Genomic DNA, 22827 nt, shown 5'->3' on the forward strand with positions numbered 1-22827 from the left:
GTCACAGTCCCCCTTGGCCGATGCCTTCGGCGAGGTCCGCCAGTTCTTCCAGCTCGTCCGGGCTGAGCTCGGTCCCGGACGGCGCGGCCGGGGCGCTGCCGCCGCCGGTCGCGGTGGCGTGCGCGATCAGGCCGCGGAGCATCGCGGTCCAGCGTTCGGCGAGGTCGGGCAGCGTCGCGGCGTCCCACACCCCGATCGGGCCGGTCAGCGAGACGGTCAGCTCGGGGCCGCGCGGGCCGTCGTGGACGACGCCGCTCGCATCCAGGGCGTGGACGGCCGCCATCCGCGGGTCGGGCGCGCCGCTCATCGCGTCCTCGCCCGCGAGCCGCCATGCGTTGGACACCGCGGACCCGCTCGGCGCGCCGGACGCCGCCGCTCCCGACTCCCTCACCCCGGCCGTGGCGCCGGTCGTCGCGCCGGACGTCGCGGTACCGGATTCGGTGGCGAAGCGGCCGAGGTAGTTGAAGCCGATCTGGGCACGCGGCAGGGCGGCGAGCGTGGGCGCGGTGTCGGGGTTGAGGTAGCGGAGCAGGCCGTAGCCGAGCCCGTCGCCCGGGACGTCCCGGAGGCGCCCGGCGACGTGCGCGACCAGCCGTGCCGCGGCGGGGCCGCCCGCGCGGACGTCGGCGTGGTCGAGCGCGCCCGCGTCCAGCCGGACGGGGTGCTCGGCGGTGCACCAGCCGACCGTGCGGGCGAGGTCGCCGTCGGCGCGGCCGTGGGTCTCGATGTCCACGAGCAGGCCGCCGGGGGTGCGGAGGCCGCGCGTCCGGCGCCATTCCTCGACCGCGGCCATCAGCCCGGCCAGCAGCAGGTCGTCGGTTCCGCCGCCGAGCGCGGACGAGGCGGCGGTGAGCAGCGCCGCGGTCTCGGCGGGCGGCAGGGTGAGGTCGGCGCGGCGCGTCCCGGCGGCCACGGTGTCGAGGGCCGGGTCCAGTGGGCGGGAGCCGAGGATCGCTTGCGGGCCGGCGAGCAGCCGGGACCACAGCGGCAGCTCGTCCAGGCGGGCCTGTCCGGTGGCCCCGGCGGCGAGGTTGCGCGCCCAGCCGCGGAAGGACGTCGGGACCGGGTCGAGCGTCTCGCCCTGGTAGGCGGCGGCGAGGTCGGGCACGAGGGCGCGCCAGGACACGCCGTCGACCACCAGGTGGTGCGCCACGAGCACCACGAGCCGGGCATCGGCGAGCCAGACGGCGCGCAGCATGATCCCGGCGGCGGGGTCGAGGTCGGCGGTCGCCTCCCGCAGCGCGCGCCGGACGTCCCGTCCCTCGGCACGCGTCACCAGGTCGCGGGCCGGGACCGCCGCATCGGCGTCGGGGACCAGGAGGCGGTCTTGGTCGGCCTCAAGCCTGGCGCGCAGGATCGGGTGGCGGACGAGCAGCGCGTCGATCGCGGCGGTGAGGCGGTGGAGGTCCAGGTCGTCCGGGGCGGTGAGGACGACGGACTGGCTGAACGTCCCGGCCAGCGCGGCCGGACCGGCCCGCTCGGCGAGGCCGCGCATCACCGGGGTCAGCGGGACCGGGCCGGTCGGCTCGTCCTTCTCGCCGCCGCCGGGGCCGCTCGCGCCGACGACCTCGGCGACCCGGGCGATCGCGGCCGGTGTCCTCTCCTCGAACACCTGCCGGGAGCTGATCACCAGGCCCGCGCGCCGGGCCCGCGACACCACCAGCATGGACATGATCGAGTCGCCGCCGAGGGCGAAGAACGAGTCGTCCGCGCCGACCGACTCCAGGCCGAGCACCTCGGCGAACAGCCCGCACAGGATCTCCTCGGCGGCCGTCGCGGGGGCGCGGCCTCCCGACGCTTCCGCGTAGTCCGGCGCGGGCAGCGCGGCGCGGTCGAGCTTGCCGTTGGCGGTCACCGGGAAGGCATCCAGCGCGACGAACGCGGCCGGGACCATGTGGTCGGGCAGGCGTCCGGCCGCGAACTCCCGCAGGCCCTCGGTGCCGGCGGCGACCACGTAGGCGATCAGGCGCTTCGCGCCGGGCCGGTCCTCGCGTGCCACGACCGCGGCGCGCTCCACGCCGGGGTGCGCGGCCAGGACGTTCTCGATCTCGCCCGGCTCGATCCGGAAGCCGCGGATCTTCACCTGGTCGTCGGCGCGCCCGCCGAACTCCAGCTCGCCGTCGCCGGTCCAGCGGACCAGGTCGCCGGTCCGGTACATCCGGGCGCCGGGCTCGAAGGGGCAGGCCACGAACCGTCCGGCCGTCAGCGCCGCCCGGCCCGCGTAGCCGCGCGCCAGACCGGCCCCCGAGACGTAGAGGTCGCCCAGGATGCCGGGCGGGACGGGGCGTAAGAACTCGTCCAGGACGTACACCGAGGTGTTCCAGATCGGCCGTCCGATCGTCACCGGGCCGTCCGGGGCGAGCGGGGTGCTCATCGTGGCGCAGACAGTCGTCTCGGTCGGGCCGTACGCGTTGATCATCCGGCGTCCGGCCGCCCAGCGCTCCACCAGGTCCGGTGGGCACGCCTCCCCCGCCACGACGAGGGTCTGCACGCAGTCCGGCAGGCTCTCCACCGTGGCCAGCAGGGACGGCGGGACGGTCACGTGGGTGACCTTCAGGTCGTCCAGGAGCGTTTCGAGGCGTCCGCGCGGCGGCATCCGGTCGGCGTCGGCGAGCAGGAGCGTCGCGCCGGACAGCAGCGCCATGCACATTTCGGACACCGAGGCGTCGAAGCCGAGCGCGGCCAGCTGCAGTACGCGCGATCCGGGGCGGACGTCGAAGCGTTCGACCTGCGCGCCCGCGAGCGTCGCCAGGCCGCGGTGCGAGACCACGACGCCCTTCGGCGTCCCAGTCGAGCCGGACGTGTAGATCACGTACGCGGAGTGGTCGAGATGCGGCGGAACTCGGCGCGGGCGGAGCGTGCCGTGCGGGGCGGGACGGACGGGGTCGTCCCAGACGAGCCGGTCCGGGCCTGCCAGGTGCTCGGTCGCGCGCGTGCAGACGACCAGCGCGGGCCGCGCGTCGGCCAGGACGAACCCGATGCGCTCCTCGGGGTAGGACGGGTCGACCGGCAGGTAGGCCGCGCCCGCCTTCGCGATGCCCAGCAGCACGGCGACCAGATCGGCCGACCGGTCCAGCAGGACGCCGACCAGGTCTTCGGCCTGGACTCCGCGCGCGGTCAGCTCACGCGCCACCTGGTCGGCGCGGGTGTTCAGTTCCGCGTAGCTCCAGCGGATGTCGCCGCATTCCACGGCCACCGCGCCGGGCGTCCGCGCGACCTGCGCCTCGAACAGTTCGGCCAGCGCAGCGTCCGCGACCGGACGGCCTGTGTCGTTCCATCCGGTCAGGACGCGCTCGCGCTCATCGTCCAGCAGCAGGTCGAGGTCGCCGACCCGCACGGACGGGTCGGCCGCCACTTGCGCGAGCAGCGAGGTGAGGCGGGCCATCAGCCGTCCGGCGGACGCGTTGTCGAACACGTCCGGGCGGTAATCCAGGCGCAGGTCGAGGTCGTCGCCGGGGGTCACCACGAGAGTGAGCGGGTAGTGCGAGACGTCCTCGCTGGTGTTGCCGGAGACGCGCAGGCCGTCCAGGGCAAGCGCCTCACCGGCGTCGCGCGGGAAGTTCTGGTAGACGAGCAGGGTGTCGAAGGCGGCTCCCGGCCCGGCCGCCCGCTGGATCTCGCTCAGCCCGAGGTACTGGTGGTCGAGCAGCACCGACTGGCGGCGCTGCAGGTCGGTGAGCAGCTCGCCGAACGGCCGCGCCGGGTCGAGCGTGACGCGGACGGGGACGGTGTTGACGAACAGCCCGACCATCCGCTCGGCTCCGGGCAGCTCCATCGGCCGGCCGGCCACGGTCGCGCCGAACACCACGTCGCGGCGGCCGGCGAGCCGTCCGACCAGGACCGCCCAGGCGGCTTGGACCAGGGTGTTCAGCGTCAGGCCGCGGTCCCGGGCGGCGGTCCGCAGCGCGTCGGCGACGTCGCGTCCCGCCTTGCCGAGCAGGTAGCGGGCCGGTTCGGGCTCGGTGCTTTCGGATGCTGCGGGGGCCATGAGGGTCGGTTCGTCCAGGCCAGCGAGGGCGGTCTTCCAGGCGTGGCGCGCGGCGTCGGTGTCCTGGCGGGACAGCCAGGCGAGGTAGTGCCGGTAGGGCGTGACGGGCGCGAGGACCGACGGGTCGGCGCCGGCCGCGTACAGCTGCGACAGCTCTTCGAACAGCACCGGCAGCGACCAGCCGTCCAGGACGAGGTGGTGCACGGTGATGACCAGCCGGTGCAGGTCGGGGCGGACCCGGACCAGCACCAGCCGCAGCAGCGGCGGGACGGTCACCTCGAAGCGGCGCAGCCGCTCGTCCTCGGCGAGCAGGCGCGTCCGCTCGTCGGCCTCGGCCTCGGGCAGGCCGGACAGGTCCTCCTCCCGCCAGGGCAGGGCCACCCCGCGCGCGACCACCTGCACCGGGTCACCGGTGCCGCGGCGCTGGAAGCTCGCGCGCAGCACGGCGTGCCGGTCGAGCAGCACCTGCCAGGACGCGCGCAGCGCCGCCGGGTCGAGCGGCCCGGCGAGGTCCACCACGCCCTGGACGACGTAGACGTCCCGGGCCCGCTCGTCGTACTCGGCGTGGAACAGCAGTCCCTGCTGGAGGGGCGACAGCGGCCACACGTCCTCCATCCGCACCTGCGTCACCGGGCTCTCCCGTCGTCGGCCAGCTTGAACTCGAATGCGTCGATGTCGTCCTGGTCGAGGGTGACCAGCGCGAAGTCGGAGGGCGTGTGGCCGCCGCTGCCGGGACCGGCGGCGTGCGCGGCCAGCCCGCCGAGCATGGCCTCCCAGCCGGCCGCCAGCGCGTCCAGGTCCGCCGTCGCCAGCAGCCGCTTCGGGGCGGTGAGCGCGACGGTCAGCGCGGGCCCGGCCGGTCCGTCCCGGACGACGCCGTGCGCTTGGAGCACGTGCGTCTCGGCCATGCGGGGTTCGGGAACGCCGCCGACGGCGGTGTCCCCGGCGGGCTGCCACAGCCCGTCCGGCCGCCGGGCGTCGGCGAAGCGGCCCAGGTAGTTGAAGCCCAGGCGGGCGTGCGGCAGCGCGGCGAACCGGGGTGCGGTGGCGGGGTTGAGGTAGCGGAGCAGCCCGTGGCCGAGCCCGTCTCCGGGGACGGCCCGGCGCTGCTCCTTCACCTGCTTGATCAGCTGTCCGGCGGCGTCTCCGCCTGCCTTGACCTGTGCGGGGTCGGCGCCTGCCGGGTCGATCCGGACGGGATGGACGGCGGTGAACCAGCCGACCGTCCGGCTGAGGTCCAGACCGTCGGCCGAACGGCCATGCCCTTCGACGTCGATCAGGATGCCGCCGGGCAGGCCGCCGCGCCATTCGGTCAGCGCCGCGACCAGGCCCGCGAGGAGGACGTCCTCGGTACCTGCGTGGAAGGCGGCGGGGACCGGGCCGAGCAGGGCGGAGGTCGCCTCGGTGGAAATGGTCAGCTCGGCGCGGTTGGTGCCCGCGGCGACGGTGTCGAGGTCCGGGTCGAGCGGACGGGTCGCGAACAGCGTGTCGGGCACGTCCAGGAGGTTGCGCCAGGCGGGGAACTCGGCGGTGCGGGCCGGTTTGGCGGCCTCGTCGGCCTGCTGCACCGCCCAGCGCCGGAAGGAGGTCGGGACGGGGTCGAGCGCGTCGCCGCGGTAGGCGGCTTCGAGGTCGGGGGCGAGAATCCGCCAGGACACGCCGTCGATGACCAGGTGATGGGCGACGAGCAGCAGCCGTCCGGGGCCGAACCGGACGACCTGCATCATCACACCGGCGCGCGGGTCGAGGCGGTTCGCTGCTGCCCGCAGTTCCGTGCCGGTGTCCGGGCTGGTGGCTCGGCGGATCAGGTCGGCGGCCTGGAGTTCGCCGGGCGGCGGGACGATCAGGCGGCCTTCGGCTTCGTCCAGGCGGGCGCGCAAAACGTCGTGGCGGTCGAGAAGCGCCTGCACGGCCTCGATCAGCCGCTCGCCGTCCAGGTCGTCCGGGACGGTCAGCAGCATCGACTGGCAGAAGATGCCGGACAGCGCCGCCGGGCCCGAGCGTTCGGCGAGTTCCCGCATCACCGGCGTCAGCGGGATCTCCCCCACGCCGTCGTCGGGGTCCGGCGCCGCGGTGGCGGTGTCGGTGCGCGCGGCGCGGGCCAGCGCGGCGGGGGTCTTCTCCTCGAACACCTGCCGGGCCGTGACGACCAGGCCCGCGCGGCGCGCCCGCGACACGACCAGCATCGACATGATCGAGTCGCCGCCGAGCTCGAAGAACGAGTCGTCCGCGCCGACCGAATCCAGCCCGAGGACCTCGGCGAACAGCCCGCACAGCAGCGCCTCGGCGGCGGTGGCCGGCTCGCGGCCAGTGGACCGCGCGGCGAAGTCGGGCGCGGGCAGCGCGGCGCGGTCGACCTTGCCGTTGACGCTCATCGGCAGCGCGTCGAGCGGGACGAACGCGGCGGGGACCATGTGGTCGGGCAGCCGCGAGGCGGCGTGGGCGCGCAGTGCGGCCGTGTCGGCGGCGTCCGCGCCGACGAGGTAGGCGACCAGCCGCTTGGCGCCGGGACGGTCCTCGCGCGCGACCACCGCGACCTGTTCGATCCCGGGGTGCGCGGCCAGCACCGCCTCGATCTCGCCCGGTTCGATCCGGAAACCGCGGATCTTCACCTGCTCGTCGGCGCGGCCCGCGAACAGCAGCGCACCGTCCGGGGTCCAGCGCGCCAGGTCGCCGGTACGGTACATCCGCTCGCCGGACGCGCCGAACGGGCACGGGACGAACCGCGCGGCGGTCAGGCCGGGCCGGTCGACGTAACCCCGGGTGATGCCGGCGCCCGCCACGTACAGTTCGCCGAGCGCGCCCGGCGGCACCGGACGCAGGAACTCGTCCAGCACGTAGGTCCGCACGTTCCGGATCGGCCCGCCCAGCGGCACGATGCCGGGGATGTCCGGCGGGCACTGCCAGCAGGTGACATCGACGGTGGCCTCGGTCGGGCCGTACTCGTTGTAGAGGGTGCGGCCGGGCGCCCAGCGGCGCAGCGTCGCCAGGCCCAGCTCCTCGCCCGCCGTGACCAGCGTCCGGACGGTCCGGGCGGCGGACGTCTCGACCGATTCGAGCACCGAGGGCGTGAACGTGGCGACCGTCGCGCCGAACGCGGCCAGTTCGGCGGACGGGTCGGTGTCGCGCCGCGCGACGCACAGGGTGGCCCCGGCCGCCAGCGTCGGGAAGATCTCGCAGACCGAGGTGTCGAACGCCACCGACGCGAACTGGAGGACCCGGTCGCGCGGGGTGATGCCGTAGGCGGCGGCTCTCCAGGTGACGTAGTTGACCGCGCCGCGATGCGGGACGACCACGCCCTTGGGCCGTCCCGTGGAGCCGGAGGTGTAGATGACGTACGCCGGATGTCCGGGCCGCAGCGGCCGGACGCGTTCGGCGTCGGTCGGTGCGCTCGCTGTGCCGTTGAGGTCGTCCCAGCGGACGCGCGGAACGCCGGTGTCGGCCACCAGCGGCGCGGTCGTGGCGGTGCACACCACCGCGGCCGGGTGCGCATCGCTGAGGGTGTAGGCGATGCGGTCGGCCGGGTAGTCGGGGTCGACCGGGAGGTAGGCCGCGCCCGCCTTGAGCACGCCGAGCAGCGCCGCGTAGAGGGCCGCCGAGCGTTCCATCACGACCGCGACGAGGTCTTCGGGGCCGACGCCCCTCGCGATCAGGTCGCGGGCGAGGGTGTTCGCGCGGGAGTCGAGGTCGGCGTAGGTCCAGCTCTCGTCGGCGCTGACCAGCGCGGTCGCGTGCGGGGCGCGGGCCGCGCTCGCCTCGAACAGGTCGACCAGCGTGCCGTCCGGGACCGGGCCGGCGGTGTCGTTCCAGTCGTCCAGGACCTGCCGCCGCCCGGCCGGGTCCAGGACGTCGATGCGGGCGGGCGGCAGGTCCGGGCGGTCCACGACCTGCTCCAGCACCCGGACGAACCGCCGCGCGAGGTCGCGCACGTCGGGCTCGTCGAACAGGTCGGGGCGGTACTCGAACCGGACTTCCAGGCCGTCGTCACCGGGCGTGACGACGAGGGTGACCGGGTAGTGCGCGGCGTCCTCGCCGCCGATGATCGCCACGTCCGGGCCCGCGAAGCGCGGCGGCGCGGCCGGGTGGTTCTGGTAGACGACCAGGGTGTCGAAGGTCGCGCCCGGTCCGGCGGCGCGCTGGATGTCGGCGAGGCCGAGGTGCTGGTGCGGGAGCAGCGCGGTCTGCTGGTTGCGCGTGTCGGCGAGCATCTCCGCGACGGGACGGCCGGGGTCGAGGACGACCCGGACCGGGACGGTGTTGATGAACAGGCCGAGCGCGCGTTCCATACCCGGCAGGTCGGCGGGCCGTCCGGCGACGGTCGAGCCGAACACCACGTCGCGGCGTCCGGTCCGCGCGCCGAGCAGGACCGCCCAGGCGCCCTGCACGAGCGTGCTGGGGGTCACGTCCAGCGCGCGGGCCGCGCCGTGAAGGCGGGTCGCGAACGCCGGTGAGGTCCGCAGCACGACGTGCCGTGGCACGGCGCCGGTGTGCCCGGCGTCGGCGGGGCCGAGCAGCGTCGGTTCGGCGGTTCCGGCGAGCGCGTCCCGCCAGGCGTCCCGGGCGGCGTCGTCGTCCTGGCGCGCGAGCCAGGCCAGGTGGTCGCGGTAGGACGTCGCGGGCGGCAGCACGGACGGGTCGCCGCCCGCCCCGTACAGCTGCGACAGCTCCTCGAACAGCACCGGCAGCGACCAGCCGTCCAGCACGATGTGGTGCATCGTGACCACCAGCCGGTGGCGGTCGGGGCCGAGCCTGGCCAGCAGCAGCCGGATCAGCGGCGGCGAGGCGAGGTCCAGACCTCGGGCCCGCTCGGATTCCAGGAGCGCGTCCGGGTCGGCGGCGGGATCGCCTGTCAGGTCAACCTCGCGCCAGGGCACGTCCACGTGCCGGGCGACGGCCTGGACGGGCCGGTCGAGCCCGGCGGGCTGGCGGAAGGCGGCGCGCAGGTTGGGGTGCCGGTCGAGCAGCCGCTGCCAGCAGGTCCGGAGCAGGGCGGTGTCCAGGGGGCCGGTGAAGTCGAGCGCGCGTTGCCAGAGGTAGACGTCCTCGGCGCTGTCGTCGTAGCGGGCGTGGAACAGCAGCCCGTCCTGAAGCGGCGAGAGCGGCCACACGTCGGCGAGGCCGGGTTCGAGGTCGTCCACCTGGCCCTGCGTGAGTGTGACCAGCGGGAAGTCGGACGGCGTGTGACCGCCCGCGCCGGGTGCGGCGGCGTGCGCGGCGAGGCCGTCGAGCATCGCGGCCCAGGCGGCGAGGATTTCGTCCAGCTCGTCGGTGCCGAACAGGCCGGCTGGCGCGGCCAGGGAGAGGGTCAGCTCCGGCCCGGACGGACGGTCCAACACGAGCCCGCCCGCCTCCAGCACGTATGCCAGGGCCATGCCGGGAGCGGAGGCGCCGCCGAATGCGTCGGGGCCGGCGGGCTGCCAGGCCGCGTCGGTGTCGTCCGGCGCGCTGAAGCGGCCGAGGTAGTTGAAGGACACCTGCGCGGAGGGCAAGTCGGCCAGCGGCGACCGGGCCTGGTGGCGGAGCAGGCCGTAGCCGAGGCCGTCGCCGGGGACTGCCCGGCGCTGCTCCTTGATCTGCTTCTGCAGCCGTCCTGCGGCGGGTCCGCCCGTCCTGACCTCGGCCGGGGCCGTGTCCTCGGGGCCCAGCCGGACGGGGTGGACGGCGGTGAACCAGCCGACCGTCCGGCTCAGGTCGAGCGCGCCGGCGGTGCGGCCGTGGCCTTCCACGTCCACCAGGAGCCCGCCGGTCAGGCCGTCGTGGCGTTCGGCGAGGGCCGCCCAGAACGCGGCGAGGAGGACGTCATCGACCCCGGCATGGAATGCCGCCGGGACCGTGGACAGCAACGCGGTCGCCACGCGCTCGGGAAGGACGGTCGAGACGCGGCGCGTCCCGGCACCCACGGTGTCGTGGGACCGATCGAGGGCGCGGGCGCCGAGGACCGGTTGCGGAGCGTCGAGCAGTCGCGTCCATTCGGCCAGCTCGTCGGTCCGGTCTCGCTCGGCCAGGGCGTTCGCCCATCGCCGGAAGGAGGTGGGGACGGGGTCGAGCGCGTCGCCTCGGTAGGCGGCTTCCAGGTCGGGGGCGAGGATCCGCCAGGACACGCCGTCGATGACCAGGTGGTGGGCGACGATCAGCAACCGTCCGGGGTCGAACCAGACGACCTGCACCATCACGCCTGCGCGCGGGTCGAGCCGTGCGGCTGCCGCGTCGAGTTCCGCTGCGGTGTCCTGGCCGGTGGCGCGGCGGACCAGGTCGGCCGCCGCGACCTCTCCGGGCGGCGGGACCACGAGGTGGTTTTCGGTCTCGTCCAGGCGGGCGCGCAGGACGTCGTGTCGGTCGAGCAGCGCTTGCACGGCGTCGATCAGGCGTTCCCAGTCCAGGTCGGCGGGGACGGCCAGCAGCATCGACTGGCAGAACGAGTTGCTCAAGCCGCCGCGCTCGGCGACGTCGCGCATCGCGGGCGTCAGCGGGACCGAACCGGTGCCGTCGTCACGCTCGGCGTCCGGGGCGTCGGTCTCGTCCTCCGCCACGCGTGCCAGGGCGGCTGGGGTCTTCTCCTCGAACACCTGCCGGGCCGTGATGACCAGGCCCTCGCGCCGGGCCCGCGAGACGAGCAGCATCGACATGATCGAGTCGCCGCCGAGCTCGAAGAACGAATCGTCGGCGCCGACAGCGTCCAGGCCGAGCGTCTCGGCGAACAGACCGCAGAGCGCCGCCTCGGCGGGCGTGGCGGGCGCGCGTCCGCCCGCTCGCGCGGCGAAGTCGGGCGCGGGCAGCGCGGCGCGATCGACCTTGCCATTGGCGGTCACGGGGAACGCGTCCAGCAGGACGAACGCCGCCGGGACCATATAGTCCGGGAGATTCGCCGCCACGTGGTCGCGGAGCGCCTCAACGGAGGTGTTGGTTTCGGTGACGGCGTAGGCGACCAGGCGCTTGGTGCCCGGCTGGTCTTCGCGGGCCAGGACGACGACCTGGGTGACGGCGTCGTGGGAGGCGAGGACGGCTTCGATCTCGGCGAGTTCGACGCGGAAGCCGCGGATCTTGACCTGGTCGTCGGCGCGTCCGGCGAACTCCAGGAGGCCGCCGGTCGTCCAGCGGACGAGGTCGCCCGTCCGGTACATCCGGTCGGCGGAGGCGAACGGGCAGGCGACGAAGCGCTCCGCGGTGAGGGCGGGCTTGCCGATGTAGCCGCGCGCCAGGCCGGTGCCGGCGACATACAGCTCGCCGGTCACTCCGGGCGGGACGGGACGCAGGTAGTCGTCCAGCACGTAGGCGCGGGCATTGTCCATCGGACGCCCGAGCGGGACTGTCCCGGGAACCGGCTGGGCTGCGTCGATCGGGAGCTGCGTGGTGAACGCGGTGGTCTCGGTCGGGCCGTAGGTCGTCCGGACGACCAGATCGGGATGGGCCTCCAGGAGCGTCCGGACGGCGATCGGGGAGACGACGTCTCCGCCGGTGGAGACCTCGCGGACGCCTGCGAACATCTCCGGGGCCTGCTCGGCCAGCGCTGCGAACAGCCCGGCGGTCGCGTGCACGTTGGTGACGGCATGCTCGGCGATCAGCGCGGCGCGCTGCGGGACGTCCGCTTCCCCGGGAGGCACGATGACGAGCCGGCCGCCGCGCAGCAGCGGGACCCAGATCTCGTAAGTGGAGGCGTCGAAAGCGTGGTTGGCCTGGACCAGGACGCGTTCCAGCACGTCGTCGCGCCAGGCCGTGTCGGCGCAGAAGTCGGCGACGTTGGCGTGCGTGACCGCGACACCCTTGGGTGTTCCGGTCGAGCCGGACGTGTAGATCACGTACGCCAGCCGGTCGCGGCTCACCCGGACATCGACCGGCGTTTCGTCCTCACCCAACGAGCTGAGGAAGTCTTGATCCACCACCAGCGTCGGACGGGCGTCGGCGAGCATGAACGCGATGCGCTCGTCCGGGTAGTTCGGGTCGATCGGCAGGTAGGCGGCGCCTGCCTTCAGCACGCCCAGCAGCGCGGCGATCAGGTCGGCCGAGCGCTCCAGGCGGATTCCCACCAGGTCTTCGTCGTCGACGCCGTGCTCGATCAGCTTGCGCGCCACGCGGTTCGCGCGGGCGTCCAGGTCGGCATAGGTCCAGCGCTGGTCGCCGAAAGCCACGGCGATCGCGTTCGGTGTCCGGGCGGCCTGGGCTTCGAACAGCTCGGGCAGCGAGCCGTCGGGGGTGGGGCGCGTCGTGGCGTTCCAGCCGTCCACGACCAGCGCCCGCTCGTCGGCGGTCAGGACGTCGAGGTCGGCGACGCAGGCGTCCGGAGCTGCGGCGAGCTGCTCCAGGACGCGGACGAACCGGCCGAGCAGGCTTTCGGCCAGGGGTTCGGCGATCGCGCCGGGCCGGTAGTCGAGGCGGAGTTCAAGGTCGTCGGTGGGCATCACGCCGAGGATCAGCGGGTAGTGCGCCGCGTCCTCGCCGGTCATGCCCGTCACGCGGACGCCGCCGGGGTCGGCCGGACGCGCCGGCGTGCGCGGGAAGCTCTCGAAGACCAGCAGGGTGTCGAAGGTCGCGCCGGGTCCGGCGGCCCGCTGGATCTCGGCGAGCCCGAGGTAGTGGTGGTCGATGACGTCGGACTGGCTCGCCTGGATTTCGGCGAGGACATCGGCGACGTTTCGCGCGGCGTCCAGCCGGACGCGGACCGGGACGGTGTTGAGGAACAGTCCCGGCATCCGCTCCACGCCGGGCAGTTCGGCGGGACGGCCCGCCACCGAGGCGCCGAAGACCACATCGGTGCGTCCGGTCAGCAGGCCGACCACGCTTCCCCAGGCGGCCTGGACGAGCGTGTTGAGCGTGACGCCGTGCCGCCGCGCGACCTCGCCGAGCGCGGCGGTCGTGTCGGCGTCGGCGCGGGCGTAGGCGTAGCGGGGCGCGGCCAGGTCGGCGGTCCGGTCGGCGGGCGCGATCAGGGTCGGTTCGGTGACGCCGGTCAGCAGCTTCTGCCAGGCGTCGCGGGCCGCGTCCCGGTCCTGGCGGGCGAGCCAGGACAGGTACTCGCGGTAGGAGGTGGCCGGCGGGAGCGCGTCGGCGTCGCCTCCGGCCGCGTACACCTGTTCCATCTCGTCGAACAGGACGGGCAGCGACCAGCCGTCCATCAGGATGTGGTGCATCGTGACCACCAGCCGGTGCCGGGTGTCGCCGAGCCTGATGAGCAGCAGCCGGATGAGCGGGGCCTCCGCGAGGTCGAAGCCGCGGTCGCGTTCCTCGGCGGCCAGGCGGTCGGCTGCCGCTTCGGCCTCGTGCGCGGGCGCTGCGGACAGGTCCGCTTCGCGCCACGGCGGGGTGACGTCCCGCGCGATCACCTGGATCAGCTGGTGCAAACCGGCGGGCTGGCGGAACCCGGCGCGGAGGTTGGGATGGCGGTCGAGCAGGGCCGTCCAGGTCGCGCGCAGGACGTCCGGGTCGACCGGGCCGTCCAGCTCCAGGACGCGCTGTTCGACGTAGGTGTCGCGGCCCTGGCCGTCGTAGTGGGCGTGGAAGAGCAGCCCTTCCTGGAGCGGGGACAGCGGCCAGACGTCCACGAGCCCCGGGCAGGTCCGGTCCAGGTCGTCGGTCTGCGGCTGGTCGAGGGTGACCAGCGGGAAGTCGGACGGGGTGTGGCCGCCTGCTCCGGGGGCGGCGGCGTGCGCGGCGAGGCCGTCCAGCATGGCGGCCCAGGCCGTGGCGAGGTGGTCGAGTGTCGTGTCGGTCAGGAGGCCGCCTGGAGCGGTGAGTTCGAGGGTCAGCCGGGTCGTCCCGTCGGGGAGGGCTTCGGCGAACGCGTCGGCCTCCAGGACGTGCGCCCCGGCGGCCTCGGCACTGCCGCCTGCCGCCAGGCCGCCGGGAACGGGTTGCCAGTCGCCTTCGGTCACCGAGGTTCGGCCGAGGTAGTTGAAGGCGACCTGCGCTGATGGGAGGTCGGCGAGGGCGGACGCGGTGTCCGGGGCGAGATGCCGGAGGATTCCGTAACCGAGCCCGTCTCCGGGGACGGCGCGCCGCTGCTCCTTCACCTGCTTGATCAGCCGTCCGGCGGCCTCGCCGCCTGACTTGACCTGCGCGGGGTCGGCGCCTGCCGGGTCGATCCGGACGGGATGGACGGCGGTAAACCAGCCGACCGTCCGGCTCAGGTCGAGGTCGTCTGCCGTGCGGCCGTGCCCTTCGACGTCGATCAGGATGCCGCCTGGCAGGCCGCCGCGCCATTCGGCGAGCGCGGCCACCAGGCCGGTGAGGAGGACGTCATCGGCGCCCGCGTGGAAGGCCGCCGGGACGGAGGAGAGCAGCGCCGCCGCGTCCATGGTCACCGAGGCGCGTCCGGTGCCCGCTCCCCCTGTGGTCTCGGTGACGATCGGCGCTGCGCCTTCGAGCAGGCGCGTCCACTGGGCCAGTTCGTCGGTTCGGTCCTGCTCGGTGAGGCTGTTCGCCCAGCGCCGGAAGGACGTGGGGACGGGGTCGAGGTCGTCGCCTCGATAGGCTGCTTCCAGGTCAGGGGCGAGGATGCGCCAGGACACGCCGTCGATGACCAGGTGATGAGCGACGATCAGCAGGCGACCGGTGTCGAACCACACCACCTGGACCATCACGCCCGCGCGAGGGTCCAACCGGTCGGCGGCCGCGCGCAGCTCGGTTTCGATGTCGTGGGTGGCTTGGCGGACCAGGTTGGCTGCGTTCACCGTGCCGGGCGGGGGAACCAGGAGGGTTCCCTCGGTCTCGTCCAGGCGGGCGCGCAGGACGTCGTGGCGATCGAGCACCGCCTGAACCGCCGCGACCAGGCGATCGTGATCCAGCCCGGCCGGGACGGACAGCACCATGGACTGGCAGAAAACATCGCTCAGGCCACCCTGCTCGGCCAGCTCTCGCATCACCGGGGTGAAGGGGATGGGACCGGTCCCGTCGTCGGCGAGCGCTGAGGTGGTCGTCGTGTCGGCGAGGCGCGCGAGGGCGGCGGGGGTCTTGTGCTCGAAGACCTGCCGGGCCGTGATGACCAGTCCTGCGCGGCGGGCCCGCGACACGACCAGCATCGACATGATCGAGTCGCCGCCGAGCGCGAAGAACGAGTCCTCGGCGCCGACCGTCTCCAGTCCGAGCACCTCGGCGAACACCGCACACAGCAGCGCTTCGGCGGCCGTGACCGGTTTCCGGCCGGCGGAGCGGGCGGCGAAGTCGGGCGCGGGCAGCGCGGCGCGATCGACCTTGCCGTTGGCGGTCATGGGGAGCTCGTCCAGCAGGACGAATGCGGCCGGGATCATGTAGTCGGGGAGCTTGGCGGCGACGTGTTCGCGGAGTTCCTCGTCTGTGGCGCCCGCGACGAGGTAGGCGACGAGGCGTTTGGTGCCTGGTTGGTCTTCGCGGGCCAGGACGACGACTTGGGTGACGGTGTCGTGGGCGGCGAGGACGGCTTCGATTTCGGCGAGTTCGACGCGGAAGCCGCGGATTTTGACCTGGTCGTCGGCGCGGCCAGCAAATTCAAGGAGGCCGGTGCCGGTCCAGCGGACCAGGTCCCCCGTCCGGTACATCCGGTCAGCGGACGCGAACGGGCACGCCACGAAGCGTTCGCCTGTCAGCGCGGCCCTGCCGATGTAGCCGCGCGCGACGCCCGCGCCTGCGACATACAGCTCGCCGGTCACCCCGGGCGGGACGGGCTGGAGGTACTCGTCCAGGACGTAGGCGCGGGCGTTGTCCATCGGACGGCCCATCGGCACGACCCCGTCCAGCTGGCGCGGGTCGGTGAAGGGGATCTCGGTGGTGAACGCGGTGGTTTCGGTCGGACCGTAGGTGGCCCGGACCACCAGGCCGGGGTGGGCTTCCAGGAGCGTCCGGACGGCGATCGGGGAGATCACGTCGCCGCCGGTCAGCACCTCGCGGACGCCTGCGAACATCTCCGGGACCTGCTCGGCGAGCGCCGCGAACAGCCCGGACGGCGCGACCACATGCGTCACCTGATGGTCGGCGACCAGGGCCGCGCGCTCCTGGACGTCCAGCTCCCCCGGCGGGACGATGACGAGCCGTCCGCCGCGCAGCAGCGGCGTCCAGATCTCGTAGGTCGAGGCGTCGAACGCGTGGTTGGCCTGCACCAACACCCGCTCCAACACCTCGTCCCGCCAGGCCGCATCGGCGCAGAAGTCGGCGACGTTGGCGTGCGTGACCGCGACGCCCTTGGGGGTGCCGGTGGAGCCGGAGGTGTAGATCACGTAGGCGAGCTGCTCGGGCGCGACCGCGCCGCCGACCGGCGAGGCGTTCTCGCTCAGGGACGTGAGGGACTCCTCGTCCAGCACCAGGGCCGGGCGGGCGTCGGCGAGCATGAACGCGATCCGCTCGGCCGGGTAGTTCGGGTCGATCGGCAGGTAGGCCGCGCCCGCCTTCAGCACGCCCAGCAGCGCGGCGATCAGGTCGGCCGAGCGTTCCAGGCGGACGCCGACCAGATCCTCGCGGCCCACACCGCGCTCGATCAGCGTGCGGGCGATGCGGTTGGCCCGTGCGTCCAGGTCGGCATACGTCCAGGCGACGTCGCCGAACACGACCGCGACCGCGTCCGGTGTGTGGGTCGCCTGGGTGGCGAACAGGTCGGGCAGTGAGGCGGTCACCTCGGTGCGGGCGGTGTCGTTCCAGGTGACCAGGACGCGTTCACGCTCGTCCGGAGTCAGAATCTCCAGGTCCCGCAGCCGGATGTCCGGGTCGGCCGCGACCTGCTCCAGCAGGCGGACGAACCGTGCCGCCAGCGCGCCCGCCGTCTCCGGGTCGAACAGGTCGAGGGCGTATTCCAGCGTTCCGTCCAGGCCGCCGCTGTCGCGTTCGGTCAGGGTCAGCGACAGGTCGAACTTGGCCGGGAGGGCGTCGATCGGCAGTTCCTCGACGTCCAGGCCGGGCAGGTCCCAGCGGATCGGCGGGAGGTTCCGGACGGTCAGCATGACCTGGAACAGGGGATGCCGGGCCAGCGACCGCTCGGGGTTCAGCTCCTCCACGAGCCGCTCGAACGGCAGGTCCTGGTTCGCGTAGGCGGCGAGGTCGGTGGCGCGGACGCGGTCCAGCAGCTCGGCGAAGCCCGGGTCGCCGCCGGCGTCCGTCCGCAGGACGAGCGTGTTGAGCAAGTGCCCGACCAGCGCTTCGGTCTCGGGTTCGTCGCGGCCGGCGATCGGGGTGCCGAGGGGGATGTCGGTGCCGGCTCCGAGGCGGGACAGCAGCGCCGACAGGGCCGTCTGGAGCACCATGAACAGCGTCGCGCCGTGGCGTCGGGCCAGGTCGGTGAGGTGGCCGTGGACGTCGGCGTCCAGGTGCAGCGGCAGGGTCCCGCCGGCGAAGGACGCGACGTTAGGGCGCGGGCGGTCGGTCGGCAGGGCCAGCTCTTCGGGGGCTCCGGCGAGGGTCTCGCGCCAGTGGGCGAGTTGCTCTGCGGCCGGGCTGTCCGGATCCTGCGCGTCGCCGAGGACGTCGCGTTGCCAGAGCGCGTAGTCGGCGTACTGGACCGGCAGCGGCGTCCAGTCCGGGGCGCGTCCGGCGCGCCGGGCGTCGTAGGCGGTGCCGAGGTCGCGGGCGAGGACGCCCATGGACCAGCCGTCCACGGCGATGTGGTGCGCGACGACCAGCAGGACCGCTTCTCCGGGCGCGAGGGTCAGGAGCGTGGTCCGCCACGGGGGCTCGGTCGTGAGGTCGAAACCCCGGTTGAGGTCGGCGGTGATCGTCCGGTTCAGGTCGGATTCGGTGGTCGTGCCGCGCGCCAGGACGGGACGTCCCGCCTCGCCGTCCAGGACGCGCTGGACCGGCGTGTCCCCGACCTCGGGGAAGACCGTGCGGAGGCTCTCGTGGCGTTCGGCCACGTCGCCGAGTGCGGCTTCAAGGGCGGCGCTGTCCAGTTCGCCGCGGACGCGCAGTGCCAGGCCGATGTTGTAGACGCCTTCGGCTCCGCCGCGTTCGAGCCTGTCGAGGAACCACATCCGCTGCTGGGCGAACGACAGCGGCAGGACGTCGGGGCGCGGGTGTGCTGCGGTCAGAGGCGGACGGGTCCGGCGGCGCGTCCCGTCCACCAGGCGGGCGACGGCGGCCACGGTCGGGTCGGCGAACAGCTCGCGGATGCCCACCTCGGTCGGGCCGACCGCGCGGAGCCGTGCCAGCAGCCGCATCGCCAGCAGCGAGTCGCCGCCCAGGGCGAAGAACGAGTCGTCGGCGGCGACCGCCTCCACGCCCAGCACGTCGGCGAACAGCCCGCACAGGATCTCCTCGGTGACCGTGGAGGGCGCCCGGCCGCCGGCCGATCCCGCGTGGTCCGGCGCGGGCAGCGCGGCGCGGTCGAGCTTGCCGTTGGCGGTCGTCGGGAACGCGTCCAGCGCGACGAACGCGACCGGAACCATGTATTCGGGCAACCGCGCGGCGACGAACCCGCGCAGCCGGTCGCCGGACGCGGTCCCGGTCACGTAGGCGACCAGCCGCACCGCGCCCGGCCGGTCCTCGCGGGCGAGCACCGCGGCCCGGTCCACGCCGGGATGCGCGGCCAGGACGTTCTCGATCTCGCCGAGCTCGATCCGGAACCCGCGGATCTTCACCTGGTCGTCCGCGCGGCCCGCGAACACCAGCTCGCCGTCGCCGGTCCAGCGGACCAGGTCGCCGGTGCGGTACATCCGGGCGCCGGGCGCGAACGGGCAGGCGACGAAGCGTGCGGCGGTCATCGCCGCGCGGCCGAGGTAGCCGCGCGCCAGGCTCGGCCCGGCGATGTACAGCTCGCCGGTCACGCCGGGCGGGACGGGCCGCAGCGCCTCGTCCAGGACGTACACCGAGGTGTTCCAGATCGGCCCGCCGATCGACACCGCCCCGCCTGACGCGAGCGGCGTGTCCGGGGCGAGCGGGCTGCTCATGGTGGCGCAGACCGTCGATTCGGTCGGGCCGTAGGCGTTGACCATCCGCAGGCGCGCGGCCCAGCGTTCCACCAGGCTCGGCGGGCACGCCTCCCCCGCCACGACGAGGGTCTGCATGCAGTCGGGCAGGCTTTCCACCGTGGCTAGCAGGGACGGCGGGACGGTCACGTGGGTGACGTCCAGGTCGTCCAGCAGCGTTTCGAGGCGTCCACTCGGCGGCATCCGGTGGGCGTCGGCGAGCAGCAAGGTCGCGCCCGATAACAGCGCCATGCACATCTCGGAGACGGACGCGTCGAACCCCAGTGCCGCCAGTTGCAGCACCCGCGACTCCGGTTTCACCGCGAAGCGTTCGATCTGCGCTCCGGCCAGGCCCGCCAGGCCGCGGTGGGAGACCACGACGCCCTTGGGGATGCCGGTGGAGCCGGAGGTGTAGATGACGTAGGCGGCCTGGTCGCATGCGGCCCGGACGCCGACGGGCGTCGTGTCGTCGCTCAGCGAGCGGAGGAACAGCTCGTCCACGACCAGGGCCGGGGCGGCGTCGGCGAGCATGAAGGAGATGCGCTCGGCCGGGTAGGCCAGGTCGATCGGCAGGTAGGCGGCTCCGGCCTTGGCGATGCCGAGCAGCACCGCGACGAGGTCGGGCGAGCGCTCCAGCAGGACGGCCACCAGGTCCTCGCGTCCGACGCCGCGGGCGAGCAGGGTGCGGGCGATGCGGTTGGCGCGGGCGTCGAGCTGGGCGTAGGTCCACCGGGTTCCGCCGTGTTCCACGGCGACCGCTTCGGGTTTCCGCGCCGCACGCGCCTCGAAGAGGGCGGCGAGGGTACCGTCCGCGACGGGGTGGCGGGTGTCGTTCCAGCGCGCCACCACGCGCTCGCGCTCGTCCGCGACCAGCACGTCGAGATCGCCGATCCGCACGGACGCGTCGTCCACGACCTGGGTCAGGACGGAGCCGAGCCGGGCTACCAGGGCCCGGACGGTCGGCTCCTCGAACAGCTCGGCGGCGTATTCGACGACGCCGGTGATGCCCTCGCCGTCGCCGGTGTCGGTGAGGACGAACGACAGGTCGAACCGTGCGGGGGCGGCCTCGGCGGGCGGCTGGATCCGCCGGATCCGCAGGCCGGACGGGTCCCAGGCGGCCTGCGCGCCGGGCAGGTGGTCCAGCGCGAGCAGCACCTGGAACAGCGGGTGGCGGGCCGCCGAGCGCGCCGGGTTCACCTCTTCCACGAGGCGTTCGAACGGCAGGTCCTGGTGGGCGTAGGCGGCGAGGTCGGTGTCGCGGACGCGCGCGAGCAGCTCGGCGAAGGTCGGGTCGCCGCGCAGGTCGTTGCGCAGGACGAGGGTGTTGGAGAAGTAGCCGGCCAGCTCGTCCAGGGCGGTGTCGGCGCGTCCGGCGACGGCCGTGCCGAGCGGCACGTCGGGGCCCGCGCCGAGCCGGGACAGCACGGTCGCGAGCGCGGCCTGCACGACCATGAAGGTCGTGACGCCGTGCCGCCGGGCCAGCCGGGTCAGCGCGGTGTGGAGGTCGGCGGGGACGTCCAGCGGGACCGACGCGCCACGGTAGGACGCCTGGACCGGGCGCGGACGGTCGGTGGGAAGCGCCAGCTCCTCGGGCGCTCCGGCCAGTGCGTCGCGCCAGTGCGCCAGCTGCGCCGCGACCGGGCTCGCCGGATCGTCGGGCTCGCCGAGGACGTCCCGCTGCCACAGCGCATAGTCGGCGTACTGGACGGGCAGCGGCTCCCAGTCCGGGCCGCGGCCGTCGCATCGCGCCGCGTAGGCGGTGCCGAGGTCGCGGGACACGGTGTCCATGGACCAGGCGTCCAGGGCGATGTGGTGGGCGACCAGCACCAGCACCGCGTCGGTCTCCGAGAGCAGGAGCAGCCGCGCCCGCCACGGCAGTTCCCGCGCCACGTCGAAACCGCGGTTCAGTTCCGCGGCGATCGCGGTGGTGAGGTCGTGCTCGCCGATGCGCTCGACGGGCAGGTCGGGGCGTCCGGGCGGGCCGGTGATGATCTGCTGGCGGGGCTCCCCGCCGGTTTCGGGGAAGATCGTGCGGAGGCTCTCGTGCCGGTCGGCGACGTCGCCGAGGGCCGCGCGCAGCGCGCCGGCGTCCACGCCGCCCGACAGGCCGAGGACGAGCGGGACGGTGTAGGCGGCGCCCGCTCCGGCCTGCTCCAGCCGGTTGAGGAACCACATCCGGCGCTGGGCGGGTGACAGCGGGAGCGGGTCCGGCCGCTCCCGGACGGTCAGGGCGGGCGGGCGCGGGGTGTTCTGGTCGGCGCGGGCGGCCAGGCGGGCGACTGCCGCCGGGGTCGGGTCGGCGAACAGGTCCCGGATGCCGATCTCGGCGTCGAGCGCGGTGCGGATCCGGGCGATCAGCCGCATCGCCAGCAGCGAGTCGCCGCCGAGGTCGAGGAACGAGTCGTCCGCGCCGACCGTCTCCAGGCCCAGCACCTCGGCGAACAGGCCGCAGGCGATCTCCTCGGCGGCCGTGGCGGGGGCGCGGCCGGTGCCGTCCGCGGTGAGGTCGGGGGCGGGCAGCGCGGCGCGGTCGACCTTGCCGTTCACGGTGACGGGCAGCGCGTCCAGGACCACGACGGCCGCGGGGACCAGGTGGTCGGGCAGCCGCGCTGCTAGGTGGTCGCGCAGTTCACGGCCGGTCGCGTCGGCCGTGGCGTAGGCGACGAGGCGCCGGGTGCCGGGCCGGTCCTCGCGGACGACGACCACGGCGCGGCGGACGGCCTCGTGCCCGGCGAGGACCGCTTCGACCTCGCCGGGCTCGATCCGGAAGCCGCGGATCTTCACCTGGTCGTCGGCGCGTCCGGCGAACTCCAGCAGGCCGTCCGGCGTGCGGCGGGCGAGGTCGCCCGTCCGGTACATGCGCCGGTCCGGGACGAACGGGCAGGCCACGAACCGTTCGGCGGTCAGGCCCGGGCGGCCGAGGTAGCCGCGCGCGACGCCGGGTCCGGCCACGTACAGCTCGCCGGTCTCCCCCGGCGGGACGGGACGCAGCGCATCGTCCAGCACGTGGATCCGGGCGTTGTCCATCGGGACGCCGAGCGGGACCGTGCCGTCCACCTGCGCGGGGTTGGTGAAGGGGTACTCGGTGGTGAACGCGGTGGTCTCGGTCGGGCCGTAGGTGGTGCGGACCACCAGGCCCGGGTGGTTTTCCAGCAGCGTCCGGACGGCGATCGGAGGCACTACGTCGCCGCCGGTGGACACCTCGCGGACCCCGGCGAACATCTCCGGGGCCTGCTCGGCCAGCGCCGCGAACAGGCCGGCGGTCGTGTGCACGTTGGTCACCCGGTGCTCGGCGATCAGCCGCGCGCGCTCCGGGACGTCCACCTCGCCCGGCGGGACGATGACCAGCTCACCGCCGTGCAGCAGCGGAACCCAGATCTCGTAGGTGGAGGCGTCGAAGGCGTGGTTGGCCTGCACCAGGACGCGTTCCAGCACCTCGCCGGCCCAGCAGCGGGCGGCGCAGAAGTCCGCGACGTTGGCGTGCGTGACCGCGACACCCTTGGGGACGCCGGTCGAGCCGGAGGTGTAGATGACGTAGGCGAGCTGGTCGGCCGCCACGTTTACCGAGTGGCGGGCGGGGGTGTCGGCGAGCGTCGCGAGGAACGGTTCATCGACGACCAGGGCAGGGCGGGCGTCGGCGAGCATGAACGCGATCCGCTCGGCCGGGTAGGACGGGTCGACCGGCAGGTAAGCCGCTCCCGCCTTCAGTACCCCGATCAGTGCCGCGATCAGGTCGGCCGAGCGGTCCAGCAGGACGCCGACCAGGTCCTCGCGGCCGACGCCCTGCGCGCGCAGGGCGCTGGCGACGCGGGCGGCGCGCGCGTCCAGCTCGGCGTAGGTCCACCGGACGCCGCCGAACGCCACCGCCGCCGCGTCCGGTGTCCGCGCCACCTGCGCCTCGAACAGCTCGGACAGCGAAGGCAAGCCAGTCATCTGGGTCCTCTCCCAAGAACACGGGCGGGGAAGATCCGGCCCGCGCGCCCG

Annotated in this window: 2 protein-coding genes; both read right to left on the reverse strand. The window is 74.3% G+C overall.

From position 1 onward, the window contains the following. Nucleotide 1 precedes the first annotated feature (1 nt). Nucleotides 2-4618: a non-ribosomal peptide synthetase gene (locus tag FHU30_RS44130; RefSeq protein WP_253883708.1), complete on the reverse strand. Its 4617-nt coding sequence runs from the start codon at nucleotides 4616-4618 to the stop codon at nucleotides 2-4. Further along, nucleotides 4615-22776 (reverse strand): non-ribosomal peptide synthase/polyketide synthase, encoded by an 18162-nt coding sequence (locus FHU30_RS44135; protein WP_253883709.1) that lies wholly within the window; start codon nucleotides 22774-22776, stop codon nucleotides 4615-4617. Before FHU30_RS44135 ends, FHU30_RS44130 begins: the two co-directional genes overlap by 4 nt. Between the last annotated feature and the right edge of the window lie 51 nt (nucleotides 22777-22827).

The sequence above is a fragment of the Actinomadura rupiterrae genome, from assembly GCF_024172125.1.
Taxonomy (GTDB): Bacteria; Actinomycetota; Actinomycetes; order Streptosporangiales; family Streptosporangiaceae; genus Spirillospora; species Spirillospora rupiterrae.

Coding starts and splice junctions, on each gene's coding strand:
- FHU30_RS44135 (WP_253883709.1), bottom strand. CDS start 22,776: ATGACTGGCTTGCCTTCGCTGTCCGAGCTGTTCGAGGCGCAGGTGGCG.